We start from the raw sequence: 21722 nt of genomic DNA on the forward strand, positions 1-21722 counted from the left end.
GCCGGCGGGCTACTTGGCCGGGCCGGGCCGGGTCAGGTGCCAGGCCAGCAGCGAGGCGAGCAGGGCGAGCAGCACCACGCCGCCGGAGATGCCACCGCCCTCCCCGCCGCTCGCGCGGTGCCCGGTGGCGCCGAAGTAGATCACGGCCAGCCCGGCGAGGACGGTGACGAACGTCCGCATGCCTCGGTCCTTCACGCCCCGGACGGTACGACCACCGACCGGCACGGAGTGCCGGTTCGCCCCGGTTGTCCCCCGTCCGGGTCAGTCCGTCTCCAGGTCGTCGAGGGAGACGGCGTGGGTCATCAGCCAGCGGGCCAACGCGGCCATCCCGAACAGCCACAGCGGCGCCGACTCGGTGGTGCCGTTCGTGGCGAAGATGGCGAACCGCAGGTCCGGGGCCCGGTACGCCTCGATCCGCCACCTGTGGTTCTTGTCCCGCCAGACCGCGGAAGGGTCCATGGCGTCACGGTAGGTGACCGGGCCGGGCCGTCGTCGCCGGTTGGCTCACCCGCCCGGCACCACGTATCCGCCGAGCAGCATGCGCAGCGCCGCCACCGCGATCGACACCGCGATGCCGCCGACCAGCCACCAGCCCAGCCCGGCCCAGCCGGTGCGGCGGGCCCGGGCGGCCGGCACGTCCGCGCGCCAGCGTTCCCGGTAGGCCCAGGCGAGCACGCCGAGGCCGAACGGCAGCAACCCGATCCAGAACCAGTAACAGCGCGTCCCGAGCACCGGTGGCGGGCCGGCGACCAGCGTGAGCAGCCAGCCGACGCCGATCGCCAGGGCGAACAGCGCGGCCGTGTTCGCGATCGTGTCGGCGCGGGTGTCGCCGCCGTGGGTGGTGGCGTCCCGGGCCCGAGGATCGGCCAGCGGGTCGGGGTCCGGGTCGGGCCACCGGGCGTCGTCGTCGCCGGTCGGGTCGCCGGTCGCCGGGGTGGCGTCTCCGGTCGCCGGGTCGGCGTCGCCGGTGGCCGGGTCATCCTCGACAAGGCTGCCGTCCGGGACCGACGCGGGCGCGTAGGTGTAGCGGAACTGGCCGTCGGGACGGGCCCAGACCACCGTCGACCCGCCCTGGGCGTACCGGGGCTCCGGGCGGCGGGCCCACGGGCCGGAGTCGTCCCACCCGTCGGCACGGGCGATCGTCAGCACCCGGCCGGCGGCGAGGTCACGTTCCAGCTCGGCGGCGTCGACCGAGCGCGGGGCCGACCACCAGGCGAGCGCCGCCCAGACCAGCCAGCAGACCAGCACCGCGAGCGGAACCACCCGGTTCGGCCACGCCCGGTCGGCCCGCACGGCGCGACGCACGTCGATCATTCGGCCAGCCTGCCACCGACGCGCAACGCTCAGCCCGGCGGGCGGACCACCTCGCGGGCGTCGTCGGGCAGCCGGCGGGTGAGACCGCGCCGATCCAGCAGCTCCAGCAGCGGCACCGCCACCCGACGGGTGGTGCCCAGCGCCTGCCGGGCCGCGCTGAGCGTGAACGGCTGCGGCAGGCCGGCCAGGACCCGCGCCGCGTCGTCCGGCGCGCCGGGCAGCAGCACCACGTTCTCGGCCAGCCGCACCAGCGCCCCGGCCCGCACCGCCGCGCCGATCTCCTTCGGGCCCAGGCCGAGGCCGGCGAGGTGGTGCGCCTCGGGCGCCTGGAACGGCCGGTCGCCGTACTCGGCGCGCACCGTCGCCACCGCGCGGGCGACCGGGTCGGGCAGCGTCCCGGCCGGGGCGGCGGTGACCAGGCCGGCGTGCAGCCGCAGCGGCGGGCGCAACAGCGCGGTCACCAGTGCCCGGTCGGGCAGGCCGAGGCGGTGGCGCAGCGCGTCGAGCGGCACGCCGGCGGCGAGCGGGTGCGCGGCGGCGTACCGGGCGACCTCCTCGGTGAGCCGGCGGCCCAGGTCGCGCCAGTGGTCGGGGTCGGCCAGCCAGTCGCCGGCCACCGGCGTGGCGGCCGGCGGCACGCCCATCCGGGTGAGCTGCCCGGCCCGGACCAGCCGCCGCCGGCGCAGCTCACCGACCGGGTCGGGCCGCCCGTCCAGCCCGGCCAGCACGGCGGCGCGGGCCGCCGCCGCGCCCCGGCGACGCAGCGGCGGCGGATCCACGTCCAGCACCGTCATGCCGCCGGCCACGTGGTGCCGGCCCGGGTCGCGCAGCAGCGCCCGGTCACCGATCAGCAGCGGCAGCGGGCGGGCCAGGCGCAGCCGGACCGTGTCCGGGCCCAGCGGCCGGACCCGCGCCGGCACCGCCGCGGAACCGACGTGCAGCGTGAGGGTGGCCGGCAGGTCGGCGGCCGGGTCGCCGTCCAGCCGCACGTCGAGCAGGTCGGTGCGGCCGAACCGGCCGGGACGCAGCAGCGCGTCGCCGCGCCCCACCCGGTCCCGGGGCAGGCCGCGCAGATTCACCGCCACCCGGGCCACCGCGTCGACGTCCGAGCGCGCGACGCCCAGCGAGTGCAGGCCGCGTACCCGCACCGGCTCGCCGGTGGCGGCGAGTTCGAGTTCGTCGCCGACGCGCAGCCGACCGCCGCCGAGCGTGCCGGTGACCACCGTGCCGCTGCCGCGCACCGTGAAGGACCGGTCCACCCAGAGCCGGACCGGGGCGTCGTGGGCCGGGTCGGGCAGTCGGGCGACCAGCCGGTCCAGCGCGGCGCGCAGCTCGGGCAGGCCCGCGCCGGTGACCGCCGAGACGGCCACCGCCTCCACCTCGCCGAGCGAGGTGGCGGCGATCTCCGCCCGGGCCCGCGCCGTCGCCGGCCCCGGATCGGCCAGGTCCGCGCGGGTCACCGCCAGCAGCCCGTACGACACTCCCAGCGCGTCCAGCGCGGCCAGGTGCTCGGCGGACTGCGGCATCCAGCCCTCGTCGGCGGCGACCACGATCAGCGCGGCCGGCACCGGGCCGACGCCGGCCAGCATGTTCGGCACGAACCGTTCGTGCCCGGGCACGTCGACGAACGCCAGCGTGCCGCCGGAGGGCAACGTGGTCCAGGCGAAGCCGAGGTCGATGGTCATGCCCCGGCGGCGTTCCTCCGCCCAACGGTCCGGTTCCATCCCGGTCAGCGCCCGCACCAGCGTGGACTTGCCGTGGTCGACGTGCCCGGCGGTGGCCACCACCCACATGTGCTCAGCCCGCCACGCGCAGGATCGCGGCGTGCACGCGGTCGTCGTCGCCGACCGGCACGGCGCGCAGGTCCAGCAGGAGCCGGCCGTGCAGCACCCGGCCGAGGACCGCCGGGTCGCCGGTGCGCAGCGGCACGGCGTAGCGCTCGGGCAGGCTCAGCGCCCACGAGTCCAGCTCCACCCCGGGCGCGCCGCCACCGCCGACGACCGCGGCGACCGGCACCACCTCCGCCTTGCACCCGTCGGCGCCGAGCCGGTCACGCAGCCGTTCGGTGCGGGCACGCAGCCGGCCCGCGTCGGCGTGCAGCGCCTCCCCGGTGGGGGTGGCCGGCGCGTGCAGCGTGGCGGCGAGCGCGGCGAGGGTGAGCTTGTCCACCCGCAACGCCCGGGCGAGGGGGTGCCGGCGCAGCCGCTCCACCAGGTCCGCGACGCCGAGCAGCAGGCCGGCCTGCGGCCCACCGAGCAGCTTGTCGCCGCTGGCGGTGACCAGGTGGGCGCCGGCGCGCAGCGTGGTCGCGGCGTCCGGCTCGTCGGGCAGCAGCGGGTCCGGCCGGAGCAGGCCGGAGCCGATGTCGGCAACCACCGGCACGCCGAGCGTGGCCAGCTCCCGCACCGGCACCGCCGAGGTGAAGCCGGTGACCACGAAGTTCGACGGGTGGACCTTGAGCACGAAGCCGGTGCGCGGGCCGATCGCGGCGGCGTAGTCGGCCCGGCTGGTGCGGTTGGTGGTGCCCACCTCGCGCAGCCGGGCCCCGGTGCTGGCCAGCAGGTCGGGCAGGCGGAACCCGTCGCCGATCTCGACCAGCTCACCGCGGCTGACCACGATCTCCCGGTCGGCGGCGAGCGCGGTGGCGGCCAGCACCAGCGCGGCGGCGCCGTTGTTGACCACGTGCACGGCGGCGGCGTCGGGCACGGCGGCGGCGAGCGCGTCCAGCGCCTCCCGGCCGCGCCGGGCCCGCCGGCCGGTGGCCAGGTCGAGTTCCACGTCGGTGTGCCCGGCGGCAGCGACCAGCGCGTCCACGGCGGTCGGGGCGAGCGCGGCCCGACCCAGGTTGGTGTGCAGCACCACGCCGGTGGCGTTCAGCACCGGCCGGGGCGTCCGCCCGGGCAGGTCGGCCAGCGCGGCGTCGCGTACCTGATCAGGGGTGATCTCGCCGCGGCGGGCGCGGTGCTGGGCGGCGACGATCGCGGCCTTGACCCGGTCCCGGCCGACCGTGCCGGCGGCGGCGGTCAGCGCCGGGTCGGCGAGCAACGCGTCGGTGCGCGGCACCCGCCGACGCGGGTCCACCTCACGCATCGCACGCTCCCCCTCAGACGGTGTGGCGGAGACGGACGGGAATCGAACCCGCCTGGCCCGGATCCCGGACCACACCGGTTTTGAAGACCGGGAGGGGCACCAGCCGCCTGAACGCCTCCACGCAGCAGTCAACCACAGCGGCCCGCCGGCCGCCCGGGGAGGCGTCAGGCCCGCCGGTCGGCGCGCTCGCGCTGCGGGACCACCGTGTACTTCGGGTCCCGCGCCGAGGCGACGCCGCCGTGGAAGATGCCGAAGCGGGTGCAGACGGCGGCGGCGAGCAGCGCGCCGCCGGAGGCGGCGGAGAGCAGCCGGCTGCGGCGGCCGACCAGCGCGCCGGCCACCCCGGCGGCGGTGAGCGCCCGGCCGGCGCGTAGCAGCTTCCCGGGCGTGCCGTCGGCGTAGGGCTCGCTGAGCAGGCCGAGCCGGTTCTCCACCCGGTGCGCGCCCCACAGCTCCAGCGCCGCGCCGGCGACCGCCATCCGCCGCGCCGGGCCGGCCTGCCCGGGCGGCGCGGCCAGCAGCCCGACACCGGCGCCGCTGGCCAGCGCGCTGCCCGCGAAGATGACCGGCAGTTCCGGGTACGCCTCGTGCCACGACGGCACCGCCGTGTCGGCCAGCAGCACCCCGGTGTACGTGGCCAGCGCCGGCGCGGTGACGGCGGCGACGAGGCCGGCCGCGTGCCCGGTCGGGGGCAGCAGCCGACGACCCAGCCCGAGCAGCCCGCGCTCCGGCAGGCGGGGCGCGACCTCGGCGATCGCGGCCAGCCCGGCGGCCGGGCCGAACGCGCTGAGGATCCAGGTGCCCACCGACATCGGCGAGGTCACCTTCGCCACCCGCAGCATGTGGTGGAAGCGGCTGGGCCGGCCCAGGTCGTTGATGAGGAAGTACGCGCTGGCGCTCACCGCCGCCAGCGACGTGACCCGGCCGGCGCGACGCAGCGCCGGCCGGCCGGTGAGCTGCCCGCCGGCGGCCAGCATCGAGGAGCCGGCGGCGAGCCCACCGGTGAAGAGGTACGCGGCGATGTCCCACCGCCACACCGGCGGCTTGAGCACCGGCCGGCCGTAGTAGGAGGTGAACTCCGCCGGGGGCACGGTGAGCTGCTCGCCGCCTCGGCCGCCCGTGCCGCCGCGTCGGCGACGGGCGGTGGGCGCGGTGTCGCGGGGCGGGTGCGGGGTCAGCCCCGCGTCACGGGCGCCGGCGTCGGTGCGGCCCACGGCGGCCCGGTCGGCGGCCAGGCGGTCGCGGAAGCGGCGGAACAGGGCACCCACCGGGCGGTCCGGGTTCACGACGATCCTCCGACGAACGCGGCGACGGTGGCCGCCGCCATGGCCAACGCGGCCAGGCCGGCACGCTTCCACATCTTCGGCAGGTCCCGGGTGGTGACCACCGGGTCCGGCGGCAGCCCGTACACCTCGGGCTCGTCGAGCAGCAGGAAGAACGCGCCGTCGCCGCCCACCCCGTCGGTCGGGTCGTGGCCGTAGAGCCGGGCCTCCGGCACGCCGCGCTCGTGCAGCGTGGCGACCCGCTGGGCGGCCCGGTCCCGCAGCTCGTCGAGCGGGCCGTACTGGATGGACTCGGTGGGGCACGCCTGCGCGCAGGCCGGCGTCATGCCGGCGCCCAGCCGGTCGTAGCAGAGCGTGCACTTCCACGCCCGGCCGTCGTCCTTGCGCTGGTCGATCACGCCGTACGGGCAGGCGGAGATGCAGTACCCGCAGCCGTTGCAGATGTCCTCCTGCACCACGACGGTGCCGAACTCGGTGCGGAACAACGAACCGGTCGGGCAGACGTCCAGGCAGGCCGCGTGCGTGCAGTGCTTGCAGACGTCGGACATCATCAGCCAGCGGAAGTCGGTGCGGCTCTCCGCGCCGGTGCCCCGCCCCGGTGGCTGCGCGCCGGGCATGCCGAGGAACTCCGGGCCGGCCGCCATCCGCGCCGCCGGCTCGCCACGACCCGCCGGCAGGCCCGGGTTCGTGCCGGTGTCGGTGGCCGTGCCGGCGCCCACCGCCGCCGATGCCGGGCTGCTGGCCGTCGGGCCGGTCGGGTCGCCCGCGAACGGCGGCGTCCGGTGCCCGGCCGGGCGGGGCTGCTCGATGAACGCCACGTGCCGCCACGAGTTCGCGGTCAACGCGCCGGTGTTGTCGTACGACATGCCGAGCAGGTCGAAGCCCCCGTCCGGGACGCCGTTCCATTCCTTGCAGGCGACCTCGCACGCCTTGCAGCCGATGCAGACGCTGGTGTCGGTGAAGAAGCCCATCCGGGGCGGCGCGGCGACCCAGCCCGCGTCCGGGGCCGGGTCGAGCGGTCCGTACAGGCTGTTGGCGTCAGGCATGGTCTTCTCCGTCGCGCGCCGCGGCCTCGGGCGTCTGCTCGTCGGTGCTGCCGGCCGCGTTCTCGCCGCCCAACACGTCGGTGGTCACGATCGGCACCTTCCGGTCCGCGGTCATCCCGGCCCGCCGCTGGTAGTCGCCGACCAGGTCGAGCAACGCCGGCCCGGTGGGCCGCCGGCCCGGCCGGATGTCGCACGTGCCGATCTTGCTCTCCTGGATGAGCACGTTCGGGTCCAGCGTGATGCCGAACAGGTCGTTCGCCGAGTCGCCGGTGACCAGGCCCTCGCTGCCGAAGTGGTAGGGCAGCCACACCTGGTGGATGATCCGCCCGTCCACCCGCAGCGGGGTGAGCCGGTCGGTGACCAGCACCCGCGCCTCGATGGCGGCCCGACCGCTGATCAGGTGGGCCCAGCCGAGATGCGCCAGCCCGACCTCGGCGGCCAGCTCCGGGGACACCTCCACGAACATCTCCGGTTGCAGCTCGGCCAGGCGCGGCACCGTCCGGCTCATCCCGCCGGCCGTGTGGTGCTCGGTGAGCCGGCTGACCGTGAACACGTACGGGAAGACCTCGCTGTGCGGCTCCGGCGGGCTCGGGTTGATCCGGTTCACCGGGTGCTCGTAGATCTTGCGGGTCGGGTTGGCCTGCTGCCCGTAGAGCGGGTTGCGCATCGGCGACTCGGCCGGCTCGTAGTGCGTCGGCAGCGGGCCGTCGAGCACGCCGCTCGGCGCGTACAGCCAGGCCTTGCCGTCGCCCTGCATGACGAACGGGTCGTCACCGGCGAGCGCCTCCGGGCCGGCGGCGTCGTCCGGCGGCCGGTACGACGGCGGCTTGGTCTTCTCGAAGTCCGGCACGTCGTAGCCGGTCCACTCGCCGGCGTCCGGATCCCACCAGACGTACTTCTTGCGGTCGCTCCACGGCCGGCCCTCCGGGTCGGCGGACGCGCGGTTGTAGAGCGTGCGCCGGTTCGCCGGCCAGGCCCAGCCCCACTCGGCTGCCACCCAGTCCTGCTCGTGCCGGGACCTGCGGCGGGCCGCCTGGTTCACCCCGTCGGCGTAGACGCCGGTGTAGATCCAGCAGCCGATCGCGGTGGAGCCGTCGTCCTTCGCCTCGGCGAACGCGTTCAGCGGGCGGCCGGTCGCGACGTCGTAGCCGTTGATCTCCTTGAGCACCGCCTCGGCGCTCGGCTCGGCGTGCGGGCCGTGCGTCGGATAGTCCCAGGTCAGATCCAGCAGCGCCCGGTCCCGGGGCGTGGTGGAGCCGGCCAGCTTCGCCCGCAGCACCCGCCCGAGGTGGTAGAAGAACCACAGCTCGGAGCGGGCGTCGCCGGGCGGGTTGACGGCCTTCTCCCGCCACTGCAACAGCCGCTGGGTCTGGGTGAAGGTGCCCTCCTTCTCCACGTGCGAGGCCGCCGGCAGGAAGAACACCTCGGTGCGGCACTCCTCCGGCACGATCTCCCCGGTGGCGATCTCCGGGCTGTTCTTCCAGAACGTGGCGCTCTCGATCAGGAACAGGTCGCGGACCACCAGCCAGTCCAGGTTGGCCATGCCGAGGCGCTGGGCCCGGCCGTGCGCGGAGCCGACCGCCGGGTTCTGGCCGAGCAGGAAGTATCCCTTCACGTGCCCGTCGATCATGTTGAGGACCTGCTGGTACGTGCCGTGGTCGCCGGTCATCCGGGGCAGGTAGCCGTAGCAGAAGTCGTTCTCCGGCGTGGCCGCGTCACCCCAGTACGCCTTGAGCAGGCTGGCCGCGAACGCGCCCGAGTTGCCCCAGAAACCCTTCTGGCCGGGGTGCCGGATGCTGTCCACCCACTTGTCGAACGTCGGGTGGTCGGCGTGGTGCGGCATCGGCAGGTAGCCGGGCAGCAGGTTGAACAACGTCGGGATGTCGGTGGAGCCCTGGATGCTGGCGTGCCCGCGCAGCGCCAGGATGCCGCCGCCCGGCCGGCCCATGTTGCCCAGCAGCGTCTGGATGATCGCCCCGGTGCGGATGTACTGCACGCCGACGCTGTGCTGCGTCCAGCCGACCGAGTAGACCAGGGCGCCGGTGCGCTCCCGGCCGGAGTTCTCCGTCCAGGCGCGGGCCAGCTCCAGGAACTTCTCCTCCGGAATGCCGCAGACCCGGGCCACCATCTCCGGCGTGTAGCGGGCGAAGTGCCGCTTGAGGATCTGGTAGACGCAGCGCGGGTGCCGCAACGTCTCGTCCCGCTGGGTCTGCGCCGGCACCGGCTCGCCGTGCGACTCGTGCTCCATCCCGGAGGCCGAGTCACGTTCCTTGCCGGTGCCCCGGGCCGGGGTGTTGCCCTCCTGGCCCTCGTACTGCCAGCTCGCGTGGTCGTAGGAGCCGGTCTCCGGGTTGTAGCCGGAGAAGAGCCCGTCCAGGTCCTCGGTGTCGGCGAACCGCTCGCTGACGATGGTCGCCGCGTTGGTGTACGCCAGGACGTACTCCCGGAAGTCCAGCTCGTTGTCCAGGATGTACCGCACCACGCCGCCGAGCAGCGCGATGTCGGTGCCCGCCCGGATCGGCAGGTACGTGTCGGCGAGCGCGCTGGTGCGGGTGAACCGCGGGTCCACGTGGAAGACCTTCGCGCCGCGCTTCTTCGCCTCCATCACCCACTGGAAGCCCACCGGGTGGGCCTCGGCCATGTTCGAGCCCTGGATGACGATGACGTCAGCGTTGGCGAGGTCCTGCTGGAAGTCCGTCGCGCCGCCGCGACCGAAGCTGGTCCCCAGACCGGGGACGGTGGCGGAGTGTCAAATCCGCGCCTGGTTCTCGATCTGGAGCGCCCCCATCGCCGTGAACAGCTTCTTGATGAGGTAGTTCTCCTCGTTGTCCAGCGTCGCGCCGCCCAGGCTGGAGATGCCGAGCGTCCGGTTCAGCGGGCGCCCCTCGTCGTCCACGTCCTCCCAGGTCTCCGCGCGGGCGGCGAGGATCCGGTCGGCGATCATGTCGAGCGCGACGTCGAGGTCCAGGTCCTCCCAGTCGGTCGCGTACGGCCGGCGGTAGCGGACCTTGGTCTGGCGCAGCGGGCTGGTCACCAGGCTCTTGCTGGCGGAACCCTTCGGGCAGAGCCGGCCACGGGAGATCGGGCTGTCCGGGTCGCCCTCGATCTGGGTGACCCGGCCCTGGGAGTGGAAGACGCGCTGCCCGCAGCCGACCGCGCAGTAGGGGCAGACCGAGCGGGCCACGCCGTCGGCGGTCTCGGTGCGGGCGGTCAGCCCGGCGGAGCGCGCCGACTGGGCGGCGGCGCCGCGCCCCAGCGGGTCGGTGCCGGTGAGTTGCCGGTAGACCGGCCAGCCCTGGAGGAACGTCTTCAGACCCACCCCGGGCACCCCCTCCCCGTCGAGAACGGCTGACGCTTAAGCACATTAGGCCAGCCGCACGACGCCCGCGAGTCGTGCGGGAAACAGCGCCGCCCCGGCCGAGTCGGCCGGGGCGGCGCTGGGCGTCGGTGTGCAGGTCGCCTCTCGGCGAGTGGCGCGACGCGGCTCCAGCCGAACGGTATTCCGCGAAGGCAATTTAGGTGAGGCCCGGGGACACTGGTCACACCGACGCTCTGCACAACGGTACCGGGGCGGCCGTTCTTCCGCCGGTCGTCGTGACCCCGGTCACCGACCTTGGCACTCGACACGCCGGTCAGGGGTTACCCTCATGGCATGTCGGCCACCGCCAGCGCGTACCTCGCCCGGCCCGGGCGTCCCGCCGTGGTCCCGCGCACGCTCGACGAGCTGGCCGGCCCCACCGGGGGCATCGTCGAGCTGCCGGTGCGCCTGATGTGGAACAGCGAACGCGCCTTCGACCTCGCCGACCCCGACGAACTGCTCTGGATGTACGAGAACGTGCTGCGCGAGACCACCCGGGTGACGGACCTGCGGGAGCTGATCCACGCTCCGACGCTGCGCCGGGTGTGGCCGCTGCTCAACCTGCCCCGTGGGGTACGCCTGGCCTGGGAGGGCCGGCACCGGAGCCTGTGCACCGCGTGACACATCCGCACGACTTCTACCGGGAGGTGGCCCGGGTGGCGCTCGCCGCCGCCGGCCCGCACCGGTTCGTGCTCGGCGGCGGGGTGGCCTGGGCCGCGCACGGCCTGGTCACCCGCCCGACCGAGGACGTGGACCTGTTCGCCGACGTGGAGGGCGCCGCCGCCGCGGCGGCGGCCGACGTGCGCGCCGCGCTGGAACGGGCCGGCTACCGGGTGCACGAGGCGGACCCGGACGGCCTGGGCGAGGTGTTCGACGGCTTCGACCGGGACCTGCGGGACTTCGTGGTGAGCCGCGGCGACCGGCAGATCCGGCTCAGCCTGGCCCGGCTGGACCGGCACCGCAGCCCGGTGGTGATGGACTTCGGCCCGGTGATGGACGTGCGGGACCTGCTGGCCAACAAGACCGCCGCGCTGGTCAACCGCCGGGAGGTACGCGACTACATCGACGTCGCCGCCGCGCTGGACCGCTACCCGGTGGCCGAGCTGCTGGAGTTGGCCCACCAGGTGGACCCGGCGCTGGAGGACGTGGACGTCCGGGCGGCCGGCCGCTACCTCGACGGGCTGGCCGACCGCCGGTTCCGCCGCTACGGCCTGGACGCGGCCCGGGTCGCCGAGGTACGCCGCCGGATGTCCGTCTGGCCCCGCTGACTCGGCGGGTCCCCGGAAAACAGCGGTGGGTGACGGGATCGGAAACATTTGGGGGTGTGGTGGCGTACGTGACAGCCGGTGGTTATGGTGCGCAGCGGCGCCCACGAGGCGCCTACCCCCATGGAAAGGCACCTCATGACCTCCTCCTCCGGCGCCTCGCGCCGCCAGGTGCTGGCCGTCGCCGCCGCCGCGGCGACCGCTCCGCTGCTCGCCGGCGCGCCCGCCGAGGCGAAGCCGAAGCAGCCGAAGACCTGGGACCTGACCGTCCTCGGCACCTCGGACACCCACGGCAACGTCTACAACTGGGACTACTACAAGGACGCCGAGTTCGACGACAGCAAGCACAACGACGTCGGCGTCGCGAAGCTGGCCACCCTGGTCAACCAGATCCGGGCGGAGCGCACGGGCAGGGCGACGCTGGTCCTGGACGCCGGCGACACCATCCAGGGCACGCCGCTGGCCACCTACTACGCCAAGCAGGAGCCGATCACCAGCACCGGTGAGACGCACCCGATGGCAGGCGCGATGAACGTGCTGCGGTACGACGCCGTCACGCTCGGCAACCACGAGTTCAACTACGGCCTGCCGCTGCTGGCCACCTGGATCAAGCAGCTCGGCTTCCCGGCGCTCGCCGCGAACGCGATCAATGAGAAGACCGGCAAGCCGGCCTTCCTGCCGTACGTGATCAAGGAGGTCCGGCTCGGCGGGCACGGCGCGCCGAAGCTGCGCGTCGGCATCCTCGGCCTGACCAACCCGGGCGTGGCCATCTGGGACAAGGCCAACGTCGAGGGCCGCCTGGTCTTCGCCGACATGGTCGCCACCGCCGCGAAGTGGGTGCCGGTGATGCGCCGGCGCGGCGCCGACGTGGTCATCATCTCCGCGCACGGCGGGGACAGCGGCACCTCCAGCTACGGCCCCGAGCTGCCGAACGAGAACCCGACCGCGCTGATCGCCGAGCAGGTGCCCGGCATCGACGCGATCCTGTTCGGTCACGCCCACAACGAGGTGCCGGAGAAGTTCGTCACCAACCTGAAGACCGGCAAGGCGGTGCTCACCTCCGAGCCGTCGAAGTGGGGCCAGCGGCTGACCCGGATGGACTTCACGCTGACCCGGGAGAAGGGCTGCTGGAAGGTCGTCGACTCGTCGGCCACCACGCTGAACACCAACACCGTCGTCGAAGACCCGGCGGTGCTCGCGGCCGTGCGCGGCCAGCACGCCAAGACGGTCGAGTACGTCAACCGGGTGGTCGCGCAGTCGAGCGTGGAGCTGTCCGCCGCCGAGTCGCGCTACAAGGACACCCCGATCCTGGACTTCATCAACCACGTCCAGACCGAGGTGGTCACCGAGGCGCTGGCCGGCGGCGCGTACGCGGGCCTGCCGGTGCTGTCGATCGCCGCGCCGTTCAGCCGCACCGCGGTGTTCCCGCAGGGCGACGTGCGGATCCGCGACGTGGCCGGCCTCTACGTGTTCGACAACACGCTCGAGGCGGTCGTGCTGACCGGCGCCGAGGTGAAGGCGTACCTGGAGTACTCGGCGAAGTACTTCGTCACGGTGCCGGTCGGTGCCACGGTCGACCCGGAGACGATCAGCGACCCGGCCGTGCCGGACTACAACTACGACGTGTTCTCCGGCGTCGACTACGACATCGACATCTCGAAGCCGGTCGGCCAGCGGATCACCCGCCTGGTGCTGGCCGGCACCGACACGCCGGTCGCGGCGGACGCGCAGTTCGTGGTGGCAGTGAACAACTACCGGCGCAGCGGCGGCGGCAACTTCCCCGGCATCGTGAAGACGCAGGTCTACAACGCGCAGCAGGAGATCCGCCAGCTGCTGATCGACTGGGCGCAGGCCAAGGGCACCATCGACCCGGCCGACTTCTTCGTGCCGAACTGGAAGCTGGTCCGCGAGGGCGTGCCGGTCTTCTGAGTCGCCCCGGCGGCTGGCGGTCTCCGTCAGCCGCCGGCTCTCAGGTGCCACTCCGACTCGCCGCCGGCCGGGTCGGGCCGGCCCGGAGGGACCTCGGTCTCGGCGGACTCCATCCGCTCCTCCGGACGCACCAGGGCGGGCAGCTCGCCGAAGCGGACATGCCGCAGGAACGCGTACTCGTCGTCGGTGAACGACGTGACCGGCTCGCTCATGCCCGCATTGTGCCCCCGCCCGACCGGCGGCGGTATCAACCGAGACGGTGGGGGTATGCCCCCGCGACGGTCGTCGGCGACGAGGCGGGAGGGCGACATGCGCGCGGTACGGATGACCGCTCCGGGGGTGCTGGAGCTGACCGAGGTGCCCACCCCGGAGCCCGGCCCCGGTGAGGTGCTGCTGCGCGTCGGCGCGGTCGGCGCCTGCCACTCCGACCTGCACATCCTCGACGCCGAGGCGGGGATGTTCCCCACCCCGATGACGTTGGGCCACGAGATCGCCGGCACGGTGGAGGCCGCCGGTCCCGGCGTGGACGGCTGGACACCCGGGGACCGGGCCGCGGTCTACGGGATCATCGGCTGCGGCCGGTGCCGGGCCTGCCTGCGCGGCGAGGAGAACCGCTGCCGGGTCACCCCGGTCGGCGGCATCGGGCTCAGCCGCGACGGCGGGCTGGCCGAGCACGTCGTGGTGCCGGCGTCCCGGCTGCTGCACGTGGGCGAGATGGACCTGACCCAGGCCGCGCCGCTGACCGACGCCGGGCTGACGCCGTACCACGCGGTGGAGCTGGCCCGGCCCCGGCTGCGTCCCGGCACCACCTGCGTGGTGATCGGCATCGGCGGGCTGGGGCACATGGCGCTCCAGATCCTGGTCGCCACCACCGCGGTGCGGATCGTCGCGGTGGACACCAACGTCGCCGCGCTGGACCTCGCCGACCGGCTCGGCGCCCACCACGTGGTGCGGGCCGACGCGGACGCGGTGGAGAAGATCCGCGAACTGGTCGGACCGCCGCCGGACGGCGCGGACGTGGTGCTCGACTTCGTCGGCGCGCAGCCCACCCTGGACACCGCCCGGCAGGTCGTCGCCACCGGCGGTCAACTGCTGCTGGTCGGCCTCGCCGGGGGCACGTTGCCGGTCCGGCCGGTCGCCGACGCGCCGCCCCCGGTGCCGCTGGAGACCGGTGTGGTGGTGCCGTTCTGGGGCACCCGCGCCGAACTCCAGGAGGTCATCGCGCTGGCCCGGGACGGCCGGCTGCACGCCGACGTGCGGACGTTCCCGCTGGACGAGGCGCCCGAGGCGTACGAGGCGCTGCGCCGGGGGGACATCCACGGGCGGGCGGTCATCGTCCCCTGACCGGGGGCAGGCGGTCGATCAGCGCCAACCCGGCCCGCACCGGCCGCCGGTCGAGCGCCTCGGCGAAGCCGATCCGCCCCTGACAGAAGCGGACGAACATCCGCCAGCCGAGCGGGGTGGCCAGCATCGCGTGGAACACGTCCGGTCGCCGCTCGAACGCGTCCAGCAGCCGGTGCCCGGCCCGCATCTCCGGCGTCAGCAGCCGTGCCACCTCCCGGGGGTACGCGTCCAGGTCACCGTCGGCGACCGCCGCGCCGGCCAGCCGGCCGGACCGCAACGCGTAGCTGATGCCCTCCCGGCTCCACGGCTCCAGCAGGCCGGCCGCGTCGCCGACGACGAGCACCCGGCCGTGGCGCAGCGGGGAGTCGTCGGCGCGGCAGCGGGTCAGGTGACCGGAGTCGTGGTCGGGCGCGATCCCGGACAGCCCCAGCCGGGCCACGAAGTCGCGCAGGTAGGCGCGGGTCCGCTCGCCGTCGCCGCGGGCGGAGATGACGCCCACGGTGAGCCGGTCGCCCTTCGGGAAGACCCAGGCGTACGAGCCGGGGACCCGGCCCCAGTCGAGCAGCACCCGGCCCCGCCAGCGGTCCCGCTCGACGGTGGGCACCGGCAGCTCCAGCTCGAGCCCCAGATCGACCTGGCGGAAGCGCACCCCGACGTGTCGGGCGGTCACCCCGGAGGAGCCGTCCGCGCCGACCACCGCCCGGGCGCGCACCACCTCGCCGTCGGCCAGCCGCAGGCGTACCTCGTCGGGGTCCTGCTCCACGGCGCGGACCGCGACGCCCTCGCGGACCTCGGCGCCGGCGGACACCGCGGCGGCGCGCAGCCGGTCGTCGAACTCCTCGCGGCGGATCATCGTGATCACCGGCGCGGCGTGGCGGCGGGTGAACGCGCGTCGCCCGTCCCGGGTGAACGTGACCCGGTCGACCCGGTCCTGCGCGGGCACCTCGATCACGTCGCCGGCCTCGGCCAGCGAGGTGCCGATCAGGCCGCCGCCGCACGTCTTGTACCGGGGGTGGGTGGCCCGCTCGACCACCAACGTCCGCACGCCGGCCCGGGCCGCGGCACGCGCGGCGGAGAAGCCGGCGGGCCCGCCACCGACCACGACGAGATCCCAGATGATCACTGGTGCAGCCTAGGGCACCGGCGGGCCGGGTGGCCCGACACGACCCTCGATCGGGTGGGCATCATCGCCGGTCGCCCGGGTAAGCGCCGGTCGCCGACCGTCCGGCGGTCGGACGGTCCACGCCGAGGAGGGAAGCGATGCCTCAGGTCCAGTTGTCCGCGGTCGAGGAACGGGTGTACCAGGCGGTGTCCGCGCTGGAGGTGCGGGGACACGTCCCCTACCCGGACCTGATCGCCGAGGAGACCCAGATGACCGAGGAGGAGCTGCGCGAGCCGCTGCACGCGCTCACCGAGCGGGGACTGCTGCACCGCGAGGACTCGCCGATGACGGGCCTGGACTTCGGGCCCCGCTGGTGCGCGCGCCAGATGGCCTGACCGCCTCGTTTGCCCCACCGGGGTCCGGGTAGCGATCGGGGATGCGTGATCGACGGTCTGTGGGGGGCACGATGAGTGGGGACCGGCCGTCGGCGACGGAGACCGGGTACGACGAGCGACGTCGCTGGCGGGCACTGAGCGTCGGCCTGGTCGCGGCGTTCATGACGCTGCTGGACGTCAGCATCGTCAACGTCGCCGTCCCGTCGATCGACCGGGCGCTGCACGCCACCCCGAGCGACCTGCAGTGGGTGCTGTCCGGGTACGCGTTGACGTTCGGCCTGGTGCTGGTGCCGGCCGGCCGGTTCGGCGACGCGCGCGGCCGGCGGACCGCGTTCGTGGTCGGGGTGGGACTGTTCACGCTGACCAGCGCGCTCGCCGGGCTGGCCACGTCGGCGACCTGGCTGATCGTCGCCCGGCTCGTCCAGGGCGCCGCCGCCGGCATCGTCAACCCACAGGTCAGTGGCATGATCCAGCAGCTCTTCCGGGGCGCCGACCGGGGGCGCGCGTTCGGGCTGCTCGGCGCCACCATCGGCATCTCCACCGCGGTCGGGCCGCTGCTGGGCGGGCTGCTCATCCAGCTCGGCGGCGCCGAGCATGGCTGGCGGTGGGTGTTCTTCGTCAACATCCCGGTCGGCATCGTCGCGATGGTGCTCGGCTGGCGGCTGATGCCCGCCCGGCCCGCCGGGCAGCCCGACCGGCACCGGCTCGACCCGGTCGGCGTGCTGCTGCTCGGCGCCGGGGTCACCGTGATCCTGCTGCCGCTGGTGCAGCGGGAGCAGTGGCAGGGGTCGACCAAATGGCTGCTCATCCCGCTCGGCCTGCTGCTGCTCGCCGGCTTCGCGTTCTGGGAACGCCGGTACGCCCGGCACACCACACCCCTGTTCGACCTGCGGCTGTTCGGGCTGCGCTCGTACACGCTGGGTTCGCTGATCGGGCTGATCTACTTCGCCGGCTTCACCGCGATCTTCTTCATCTTCACGCTGTACCTCCAGATCGGGTTGGGCTACAGCGCGCTCGTCGCCGGCCTGGCGATCACCCCGTTCGCGCTCGGCTCGGCGGTCGCCTCCGCGCTGGGCGGGCGGGTGGTCACCCGGTACGGCCGGCCGCTGGTCGCGATCGGGCTGCTCGCCGTGGTGGTCGGGCTGGTCGCCACCGACCTGGTGCTGACCGGCGGACCGCACCAGCACGTGCCGCTGCGTACCGCGCTGCCGCTGCTCGTCGCCGGGCTGGGCAGCGGCCTGGTGATCGCGCCCAACCAGACGCTCACGCTGTCGGAGGTGCCGGTGCCGATGGCCGGCAGTGGCGCCGGCATGCTCCAGACCGGACAGCGGATCGGCTCGGCCGCCGGCATCGCGGCGGTGGGCGCGCTGTTCTTCTCCACGCTGGCCGACAACCGGGGCGACTGGTCGGTGGCGTTCCGGCACTCGCTGCTGCTCGCCGCCGGCATCATCGTGCTGGCGCTGGTCGCCGCCGTGGTCGACATCGTCGCCGGCCACCGGATGAAAGGCCGGGCCCCCCGTTAACGCCTCCGGTAGAGGAAGGGGCCCCGCTTAACACCCACGGCGCACACGAAGGCCGGCACCCTCGGCGGGGTGCCGGCCTTCGTGCGCTGTCTCAGCTGTTCCAGTGCTGGTTGACGAGGTCGGTGGCCTGCTTCTCCCACTGCGCGTACGCGTCCGGGTAGGCCGACACCTGCACGGTCTGGGCGGCCTTGGTCAGCGGCATGTCCTGCCAGCCGTCGACCTGCTTCAGCCCCTTCAGGAAGGCGAGGGTCGAGTACTCGGGGTCGGTGATCTGCTCGGGGGTGCCCCAGCCGGAGGAGGGACGCTGCTGGAACAGACCCAGCGAGTCGTGGTCGTTGCGGTCGCCGAGGTGGCCCAGGTTCTCCAGCTTCGACTCCTGCAACGCGGTGGCGATCGAGATGACCGCGGCCCGCTCCGGCAGCCCGGCCTTCTTCGTCGCCGCGATGATCGCCTTGACGTTGGCCGTCTGCTCGTCGTTGAGGTTGATCGTGGACTGCTCACCCTGCACGCTCGCGACCGCGACCGGCTTGGTGGCGGTGGCGGCGTGCGCGGACTCGACGTGACCGGCGATCGGACCGGCGAACACACCACCGGTGAAAGCCAGACCAGCAATACCCAGAACGCTCTTACGCAGCATCGTGTTCATGAGGGGGCTCCATTCGGGGGTCAACGCACCAGGGGAGGTGCGGGCACCGTCAGGCGCTCAAGAAGAATGGCTGCTCGCGGGGCGGGGGCCTCGACGCGGGCGCCGGAAGACTGTGCAACGACCGGGGCCCCACCGTCATTCCCAGGGGACTGGCGGGGCGCTTGCCTTCCTCAGCCGTGCACCGGGATACAACGCCGCGACCCCCCGACCCATTCCACCGCCAGGGTGCCGCCCACCACCACCCAACCGGACAAACCGCGCACCGAGTCCGTTCGGGAGCACACCACGGGCGGCTGAGCGCTGTCCAGGCTCCCGGCGGGCGTCGACCGGCCGCCGGACAGACGGACCGGCCGGCCCCGAATCGGGGCCGGCCGGTCACGGGTGACGTCTCACCAGAGCTGCTGGACGATGTCCGCCGCCTGCTCCTCCCACTGCGCGTACGCGTACGGGTAGGCGGACACCTGGACGGTCTGCGCCGCGCTGGTCAGCGGCAGGTTCTGCCAGCCGCCGACGTTCTTCAGCGCGCCGAAGAACGCCTTGCTGGCGTACTCCGGGTCGGTGATCTGCTCGGACGTGCCCCAACCGGACGACGGACGCTGCTGGAACAGGCCCTCCGAGTCGTGGTCGTTGTACGCGCCGAGGTGACCCAGGTTGTACAGCTTGGACTCCTGCAGGGACGTGGCGACACCGATCACGGCGCCCCGCTCCCCCACGCCGGTCTCCTTGGCCGCCTGGACGATGGCCTTGGCGTTGTCGAGCTGCGCGTCGTCGAGCGGGATACGCGATTGCGCGCCCTCGACGCCGTGCGGCATGAGCTTCTCCCGCGCGGGCCGGTCGGCCTTGGTGGGCACCTTGTCGCTGCCGTTGGTCAGGCCGGACGTGACCGCCTCGGTGGCGGTCTTCTTGCCGGTGGCCAGGTCGATGGCGGCCTTGGCGCCGGCGTGGGGTCCGCTGGTCACCGGCGCGGCGACGGCGGTGGGCGCGAAGGCCAGTCCGCCCAGGGCGGCCACGCCCGCGACGGTGAGTGCGGCGCGACGGTTCTGGGCGACGGCGGTGGTCCTCGCGACGGCGGTCTTCGCGATGGCGGGGAGCCATCGAGTGAGGTGCTGCTGCACGATGGTTGCCCTTTCGATCGTTACGACGCGCTCCGGGGTGAGCGCCCCTCGGGGGGTGCCGGCACCGGTCTGGTGCCGGCATACCGGGGCACAACCAGGCCAGCCTGTCGGTCATTCCGGAGATGTCGGATAGGCGCGGAGGCTGCGGTCCAGGTCACGCCACGAACCCGGGGAAACGGGACGATCAGGCCGGCCCGCCGAAACGGACCAGGACGTGCCAGAGCTGCTTGAGGTGCTGCCAGGTCAGCTCCGCCGGTCCGCGGTCGGCCCAGCGGTGCGGCTCGCGTACCAGCGACGCGGCGGCCCGGCCGACCAGGGCGGCGTGCAGCGGCTCCCCCGGCCGGCCGAACTCGGCGTGCACGCGGACGGCAAGCGGCGGGATGTCCGGGCCGCGGAAGTCGGCGTCGACGCCGTCGGCGGGCAGCTGGAAGCCGCCATGCCAGCGCAGCGGAAAACCGTGCCGGCGGGCGAGCCCGGCGAGGCGGCGACCGGTTCCGGTGTCGCGGAACGACGGGTCGACCACCAGAGCCTCGACGTCACGGGCCAGGCTCAGCTCGCCGTGCACCTGGGCCTCGATGTAGTCGTCAAGCGCGCGACCGGCCCGCTCGGCGGCGCGCTCCCGGCGGGACAGCAGCGTCCGCAGCAGCGTGCCGGTGTCCATCCCGGACACGCCGAGGCTGACGCCGGTGCCGGCGGTGGCGACCAGCAGCGCGGCGAGGACCGGCTCGAAGACGGTGGCGGTGCCGACCTCGGTCGGCCCGAGATGACTGTCCCCGAAGGTGAACGTGGTCCGGGCCACCACCTCCGGACGCAGCCGCAGGTGGCAGGAGCCGAACCGGGGGCAGGCGCCGTCGGGATGGTCGAGCAGGTTGAGGCCGCCGTACTTCGGGCGCTCCGCGGCGGACACGCCCGGACGCTGGTACGCGCCGCCGAACATCGCCTCCTCCCATCGGTCCCGGTCGCCGCCGGGGAACGCGGTGAGCCCGCCGTTGCCGACGCCGGTCTCGAACTGGCTGCGGTACACGCCCTCGTCGTCGAGCGCCTCGACCACCGTACGGCCGTCGCGCAGCAGCCGGTCGGGGTGGAAGTTGACGGTCAACCGGCCGTACCCGGTGACCACCGCACCGACCTCGTCGCAGCGGAGGTCGGCCCCGGAGCCGGTGAGGTGTTCCGCGATCACGGCGAGCGCGGCCGGGCGGTCCCGCAGCGCGACGCCGCGCACGTGTCGCAGGGCGGCGGACTGCGCGGCGGTCAGGGTCGGTCCGGGCATGCCGGCGAGTATCGCCGGGCCCGGTCCGGCGGGCCAGGGGAATTCCGCGAGGAAAGGGCTGGACCTGGGGTACGGCTACCGACCGGTCGCGCCGAGGCGGGCGAGCAGGTGCGCGTTGCCGCCGGTGGCGCCGAGCTGGCGCAGCAGGTGCTCCAGGGCGGCCTGCCGGTCCAGCGTGGACAGCGCGGACCGCAACGCGCGAAGGCGTTGCCGTTCGAGGTCGGACAGCAGCGCCTCCTCCCGCCGGGTGCCGGAGGCGCGCACGTCGACCGCCGGGAACGTACGCCGGTCGGCGAGCCCCCGGTCCAGTTTCAGCTCCGCGTTGCCGGTGCTCTTGAACTCCTCGAAGATGAGCGTGTCGGCGGCCGAGCCGTTCTCCACCAGCGCGGAGGCCAGGATGGTCAGCGAGCCGCCCTCCTCGACCGCGCGAGCCGCCGCGAGCAGTTGTTTGGGCGGGGTGAGCGCGGCCACGTCGATGCCGCCGGAGAGCGTACGCCCGGCGGAGCGCACGGTGAGGTTGTAGGCGCGGCCGAGCCGGGTCAGCGAGTCGAGCAGCACGACCACGTCCTGCCCCAGCTCGACCAGGCGCTTCGCCCGCTCGATCGCCAGTTCCGCCACGGCGGTGTGGTCCCGGGGCGGGCGGTCGAACGTGGCGGCGACGACCTCGCCCTTGATCGACCGGGACATGTCGGTGACCTCCTCGGGTCGCTCGTCCACCAGCACCACCATCAGGTGGCAGTCGGGATGGTTGGTGGTGATCGCGTTCGCGATGGCCTGCAACACCATCGTCTTGCCGGCTTTCGGCGGTGACACGACCAACGCCCGCTGGCCCTTGCCGATCGGCATGACCAGGTCGATGACCCGGGTGGTCAGCACGTGCGGCTCGGTCTCCAGCCGTAGCCGCTCACGCGGGTGCACCGGGGTGAGCTGGTGGAAGTCGCGGCGCCGCCGGGCCGGCCCGGCGGCGCCCCCGGTGGCGGGGGCCACCCGCGGCCCCCGGGCCGGCGGGGCCCGGGGGGGCACGCCGCGGCCCCGGCCCCGG

20 protein-coding genes and 1 tRNA gene are annotated in these 21722 nt (G+C 74.3%); 6 read left to right on the forward strand and 15 right to left on the reverse strand.

Annotated features, from left to right (window positions below):
* Window positions 1-9 precede the first annotated feature (9 nt).
* The 9 genes from ACLQ2W_RS22165 to fdh form a co-directional block, all read right to left on the reverse strand.
* Window positions 10-195: a hypothetical protein gene (locus tag ACLQ2W_RS22165; RefSeq protein WP_107157906.1), complete on the reverse strand. Its 186-nt coding sequence runs from the start codon at window positions 193-195 to the stop codon at window positions 10-12.
* 66 nt (window positions 196-261) lie between these two features.
* Complete coding sequence (locus ACLQ2W_RS22170) at window positions 262-459, reverse strand: hypothetical protein (RefSeq protein ID WP_107157830.1); 198 nt, start codon at window positions 457-459, stop codon at window positions 262-264.
* A 45-nt stretch (window positions 460-504) separates the two neighbouring features.
* Window positions 505-1314 carry a hypothetical protein gene (locus ACLQ2W_RS22175; RefSeq protein WP_425788231.1) on the reverse strand — a complete coding sequence of 270 codons (810 nt, stop codon included), beginning with the start codon at window positions 1312-1314 and terminating at the stop codon, window positions 505-507.
* A 29-nt stretch (window positions 1315-1343) separates the two neighbouring features.
* On the reverse strand, window positions 1344-3107 hold the full coding sequence (gene selB / locus ACLQ2W_RS22180) for a selenocysteine-specific translation elongation factor (protein WP_425788233.1): 1764 nt from the start codon (window positions 3105-3107) through the stop codon (window positions 1344-1346).
* Between the two features lie 4 nt (window positions 3108-3111).
* Window positions 3112-4404, reverse strand: coding sequence for an L-seryl-tRNA(Sec) selenium transferase (gene selA / locus ACLQ2W_RS22185; protein WP_425788235.1), 1293 nt, complete (start codon window positions 4402-4404; stop codon window positions 3112-3114).
* 23 nt (window positions 4405-4427) lie between these two features.
* Window positions 4428-4523 (reverse strand) — tRNA-Sec (locus tag ACLQ2W_RS22190).
* A gap of 45 nt (window positions 4524-4568) precedes the next feature.
* A complete protein-coding gene (nrfD, locus tag ACLQ2W_RS22195) occupies window positions 4569-5690 on the reverse strand; it encodes an NrfD/PsrC family molybdoenzyme membrane anchor subunit (protein WP_425788237.1) in 1122 nt (373 codons plus the stop codon).
* On the reverse strand, window positions 5687-6733 hold the full coding sequence (locus ACLQ2W_RS22200) for a 4Fe-4S dicluster domain-containing protein (RefSeq protein ID WP_405089502.1): 1047 nt from the start codon (window positions 6731-6733) through the stop codon (window positions 5687-5689). The genes nrfD and ACLQ2W_RS22200 overlap by 4 nt, the downstream gene beginning before the upstream one ends.
* Window positions 6726-10052, reverse strand: coding sequence for a formate dehydrogenase (gene fdh, locus ACLQ2W_RS22205; RefSeq protein WP_425788239.1), 3327 nt, complete (start codon window positions 10050-10052; stop codon window positions 6726-6728). The genes ACLQ2W_RS22200 and fdh overlap by 8 nt, the downstream gene beginning before the upstream one ends.
* A 333-nt stretch (window positions 10053-10385) precedes the next feature.
* Here fdh and ACLQ2W_RS22210 point away from each other — a divergent pair, with 333 nt between their 5' ends.
* The 3 genes from ACLQ2W_RS22210 (at window position 10386) to ACLQ2W_RS22220 (ending at window position 13285) form a co-directional block, all read left to right on the forward strand.
* Window positions 10386-10712 carry a hypothetical protein gene (locus tag ACLQ2W_RS22210; protein ID WP_425788241.1) on the forward strand — a complete coding sequence of 109 codons (327 nt, stop codon included), beginning with the start codon at window positions 10386-10388 and terminating at the stop codon, window positions 10710-10712.
* Window positions 10709-11359 carry a nucleotidyl transferase AbiEii/AbiGii toxin family protein gene (locus ACLQ2W_RS22215; RefSeq protein ID WP_425788243.1) on the forward strand — a complete coding sequence of 217 codons (651 nt, stop codon included), beginning with the start codon at window positions 10709-10711 and terminating at the stop codon, window positions 11357-11359. Before ACLQ2W_RS22210 ends, ACLQ2W_RS22215 begins: the two co-directional genes overlap by 4 nt.
* 135 nt (window positions 11360-11494) lie before the next feature.
* Window positions 11495-13285, forward strand: coding sequence for a bifunctional metallophosphatase/5'-nucleotidase (locus ACLQ2W_RS22220; protein WP_425788245.1), 1791 nt, complete (start codon window positions 11495-11497; stop codon window positions 13283-13285).
* Between the two features lie 26 nt (window positions 13286-13311).
* Here the strand turns inward: ACLQ2W_RS22220 and ACLQ2W_RS22225 are convergent, their stop codons facing one another.
* Complete coding sequence (locus ACLQ2W_RS22225; RefSeq protein ID WP_425788246.1) at window positions 13312-13497, reverse strand: hypothetical protein; 186 nt, start codon at window positions 13495-13497, stop codon at window positions 13312-13314.
* A gap of 97 nt (window positions 13498-13594) precedes the next feature.
* On the opposite strand from ACLQ2W_RS22225, the gene ACLQ2W_RS22230 reads away from it, so the two are divergent.
* The gene (locus ACLQ2W_RS22230; protein WP_425788248.1) at window positions 13595-14629 is read left to right on the forward strand and encodes an NAD(P)-dependent alcohol dehydrogenase; all 1035 of its coding nucleotides are present in this window, start codon (window positions 13595-13597) and stop codon (window positions 14627-14629) included.
* On the opposite strand, the gene ACLQ2W_RS22235 is transcribed toward ACLQ2W_RS22230, so the two are convergent.
* The gene (locus ACLQ2W_RS22235) at window positions 14616-15752 is read right to left on the reverse strand and encodes a geranylgeranyl reductase family protein (protein WP_425788250.1); all 1137 of its coding nucleotides are present in this window, start codon (window positions 15750-15752) and stop codon (window positions 14616-14618) included. The two genes, ACLQ2W_RS22230 and ACLQ2W_RS22235, sit on opposite strands and share 14 nt — an antisense overlap.
* A 137-nt stretch (window positions 15753-15889) precedes the next feature.
* Between ACLQ2W_RS22235 and ACLQ2W_RS22240 the strand changes: the two genes are divergently transcribed.
* Both ACLQ2W_RS22240 and ACLQ2W_RS22245 read left to right on the forward strand, forming a co-directional pair.
* Window positions 15890-16126 carry a hypothetical protein gene (locus tag ACLQ2W_RS22240; protein WP_425788252.1) on the forward strand — a complete coding sequence of 79 codons (237 nt, stop codon included), beginning with the start codon at window positions 15890-15892 and terminating at the stop codon, window positions 16124-16126.
* A 71-nt stretch (window positions 16127-16197) separates the two neighbouring features.
* Window positions 16198-17649 (forward strand): MFS transporter, encoded by a 1452-nt coding sequence (locus ACLQ2W_RS22245; RefSeq protein WP_425788253.1) that lies wholly within the window; start codon window positions 16198-16200, stop codon window positions 17647-17649.
* Window positions 17650-17740: 91 nt separating this feature from the next.
* Here the strand turns inward: ACLQ2W_RS22245 and ACLQ2W_RS22250 are convergent, their stop codons facing one another.
* From ACLQ2W_RS22250 to rho, 4 genes are all read right to left on the reverse strand, one after another.
* Window positions 17741-18295: a hypothetical protein gene (locus ACLQ2W_RS22250; protein WP_425788255.1), complete on the reverse strand. Its 555-nt coding sequence runs from the start codon at window positions 18293-18295 to the stop codon at window positions 17741-17743.
* A gap of 389 nt (window positions 18296-18684) precedes the next feature.
* The gene (locus ACLQ2W_RS22255; protein WP_425788257.1) at window positions 18685-19410 is read right to left on the reverse strand and encodes a hypothetical protein; all 726 of its coding nucleotides are present in this window, start codon (window positions 19408-19410) and stop codon (window positions 18685-18687) included.
* A 184-nt stretch (window positions 19411-19594) separates the two neighbouring features.
* Window positions 19595-20680, reverse strand: coding sequence for a DUF3626 domain-containing protein (locus ACLQ2W_RS22260; RefSeq protein ID WP_425788259.1), 1086 nt, complete (start codon window positions 20678-20680; stop codon window positions 19595-19597).
* Between the two features lie 75 nt (window positions 20681-20755).
* Window positions 20756-21722 (reverse strand): transcription termination factor Rho (gene rho, locus ACLQ2W_RS22265; RefSeq protein ID WP_425788261.1); only part of this gene is annotated, 967 nt, incomplete at its 5' end.

This window comes from Micromonospora sp. DT227 (assembly GCF_049841835.1).
Lineage (GTDB): Bacteria > Actinomycetota > Actinomycetes > Mycobacteriales > Micromonosporaceae > Micromonospora.

What these genes read in the sequence shown, in the direction of transcription:
- selB (WP_425788233.1), bottom strand. Translation starts at nt 3,107, where the DNA reads ATGTGGGTGGTGGCCACCGCCGGGCACGTCGACCACGGCAAGTCCACG.
- selA (WP_425788235.1), bottom strand. Translation starts at nt 4,404, where the DNA reads ATGCGTGAGGTGGACCCGCGTCGGCGGGTGCCGCGCACCGACGCGTTG.
- ACLQ2W_RS22240 (WP_425788252.1), top strand. Translation starts at nt 15,890, where the DNA reads ATGCCTCAGGTCCAGTTGTCCGCGGTCGAGGAACGGGTGTACCAGGCG.
- ACLQ2W_RS22220 (WP_425788245.1), top strand. Translation starts at nt 11,495, where the DNA reads ATGACCTCCTCCTCCGGCGCCTCGCGCCGCCAGGTGCTGGCCGTCGCC.
- ACLQ2W_RS22245 (WP_425788253.1), top strand. Translation starts at nt 16,198, where the DNA reads ATGAGTGGGGACCGGCCGTCGGCGACGGAGACCGGGTACGACGAGCGA.
- ACLQ2W_RS22200 (WP_405089502.1), bottom strand. Translation starts at nt 6,733, where the DNA reads ATGCCTGACGCCAACAGCCTGTACGGACCGCTCGACCCGGCCCCGGAC.
- ACLQ2W_RS22170 (WP_107157830.1), bottom strand. Translation starts at nt 459, where the DNA reads ATGGACCCTTCCGCGGTCTGGCGGGACAAGAACCACAGGTGGCGGATC.
- ACLQ2W_RS22230 (WP_425788248.1), top strand. Translation starts at nt 13,595, where the DNA reads ATGCGCGCGGTACGGATGACCGCTCCGGGGGTGCTGGAGCTGACCGAG.
- ACLQ2W_RS22260 (WP_425788259.1), bottom strand. Translation starts at nt 20,680, where the DNA reads ATGCCCGGACCGACCCTGACCGCCGCGCAGTCCGCCGCCCTGCGACAC.
- ACLQ2W_RS22225 (WP_425788246.1), bottom strand. Translation starts at nt 13,497, where the DNA reads ATGAGCGAGCCGGTCACGTCGTTCACCGACGACGAGTACGCGTTCCTG.
- ACLQ2W_RS22175 (WP_425788231.1), bottom strand. Translation starts at nt 1,314, where the DNA reads ATGATCGACGTGCGTCGCGCCGTGCGGGCCGACCGGGCGTGGCCGAAC.
- ACLQ2W_RS22250 (WP_425788255.1), bottom strand. Translation starts at nt 18,295, where the DNA reads ATGAACACGATGCTGCGTAAGAGCGTTCTGGGTATTGCTGGTCTGGCT.
- ACLQ2W_RS22210 (WP_425788241.1), top strand. Translation starts at nt 10,386, where the DNA reads ATGTCGGCCACCGCCAGCGCGTACCTCGCCCGGCCCGGGCGTCCCGCC.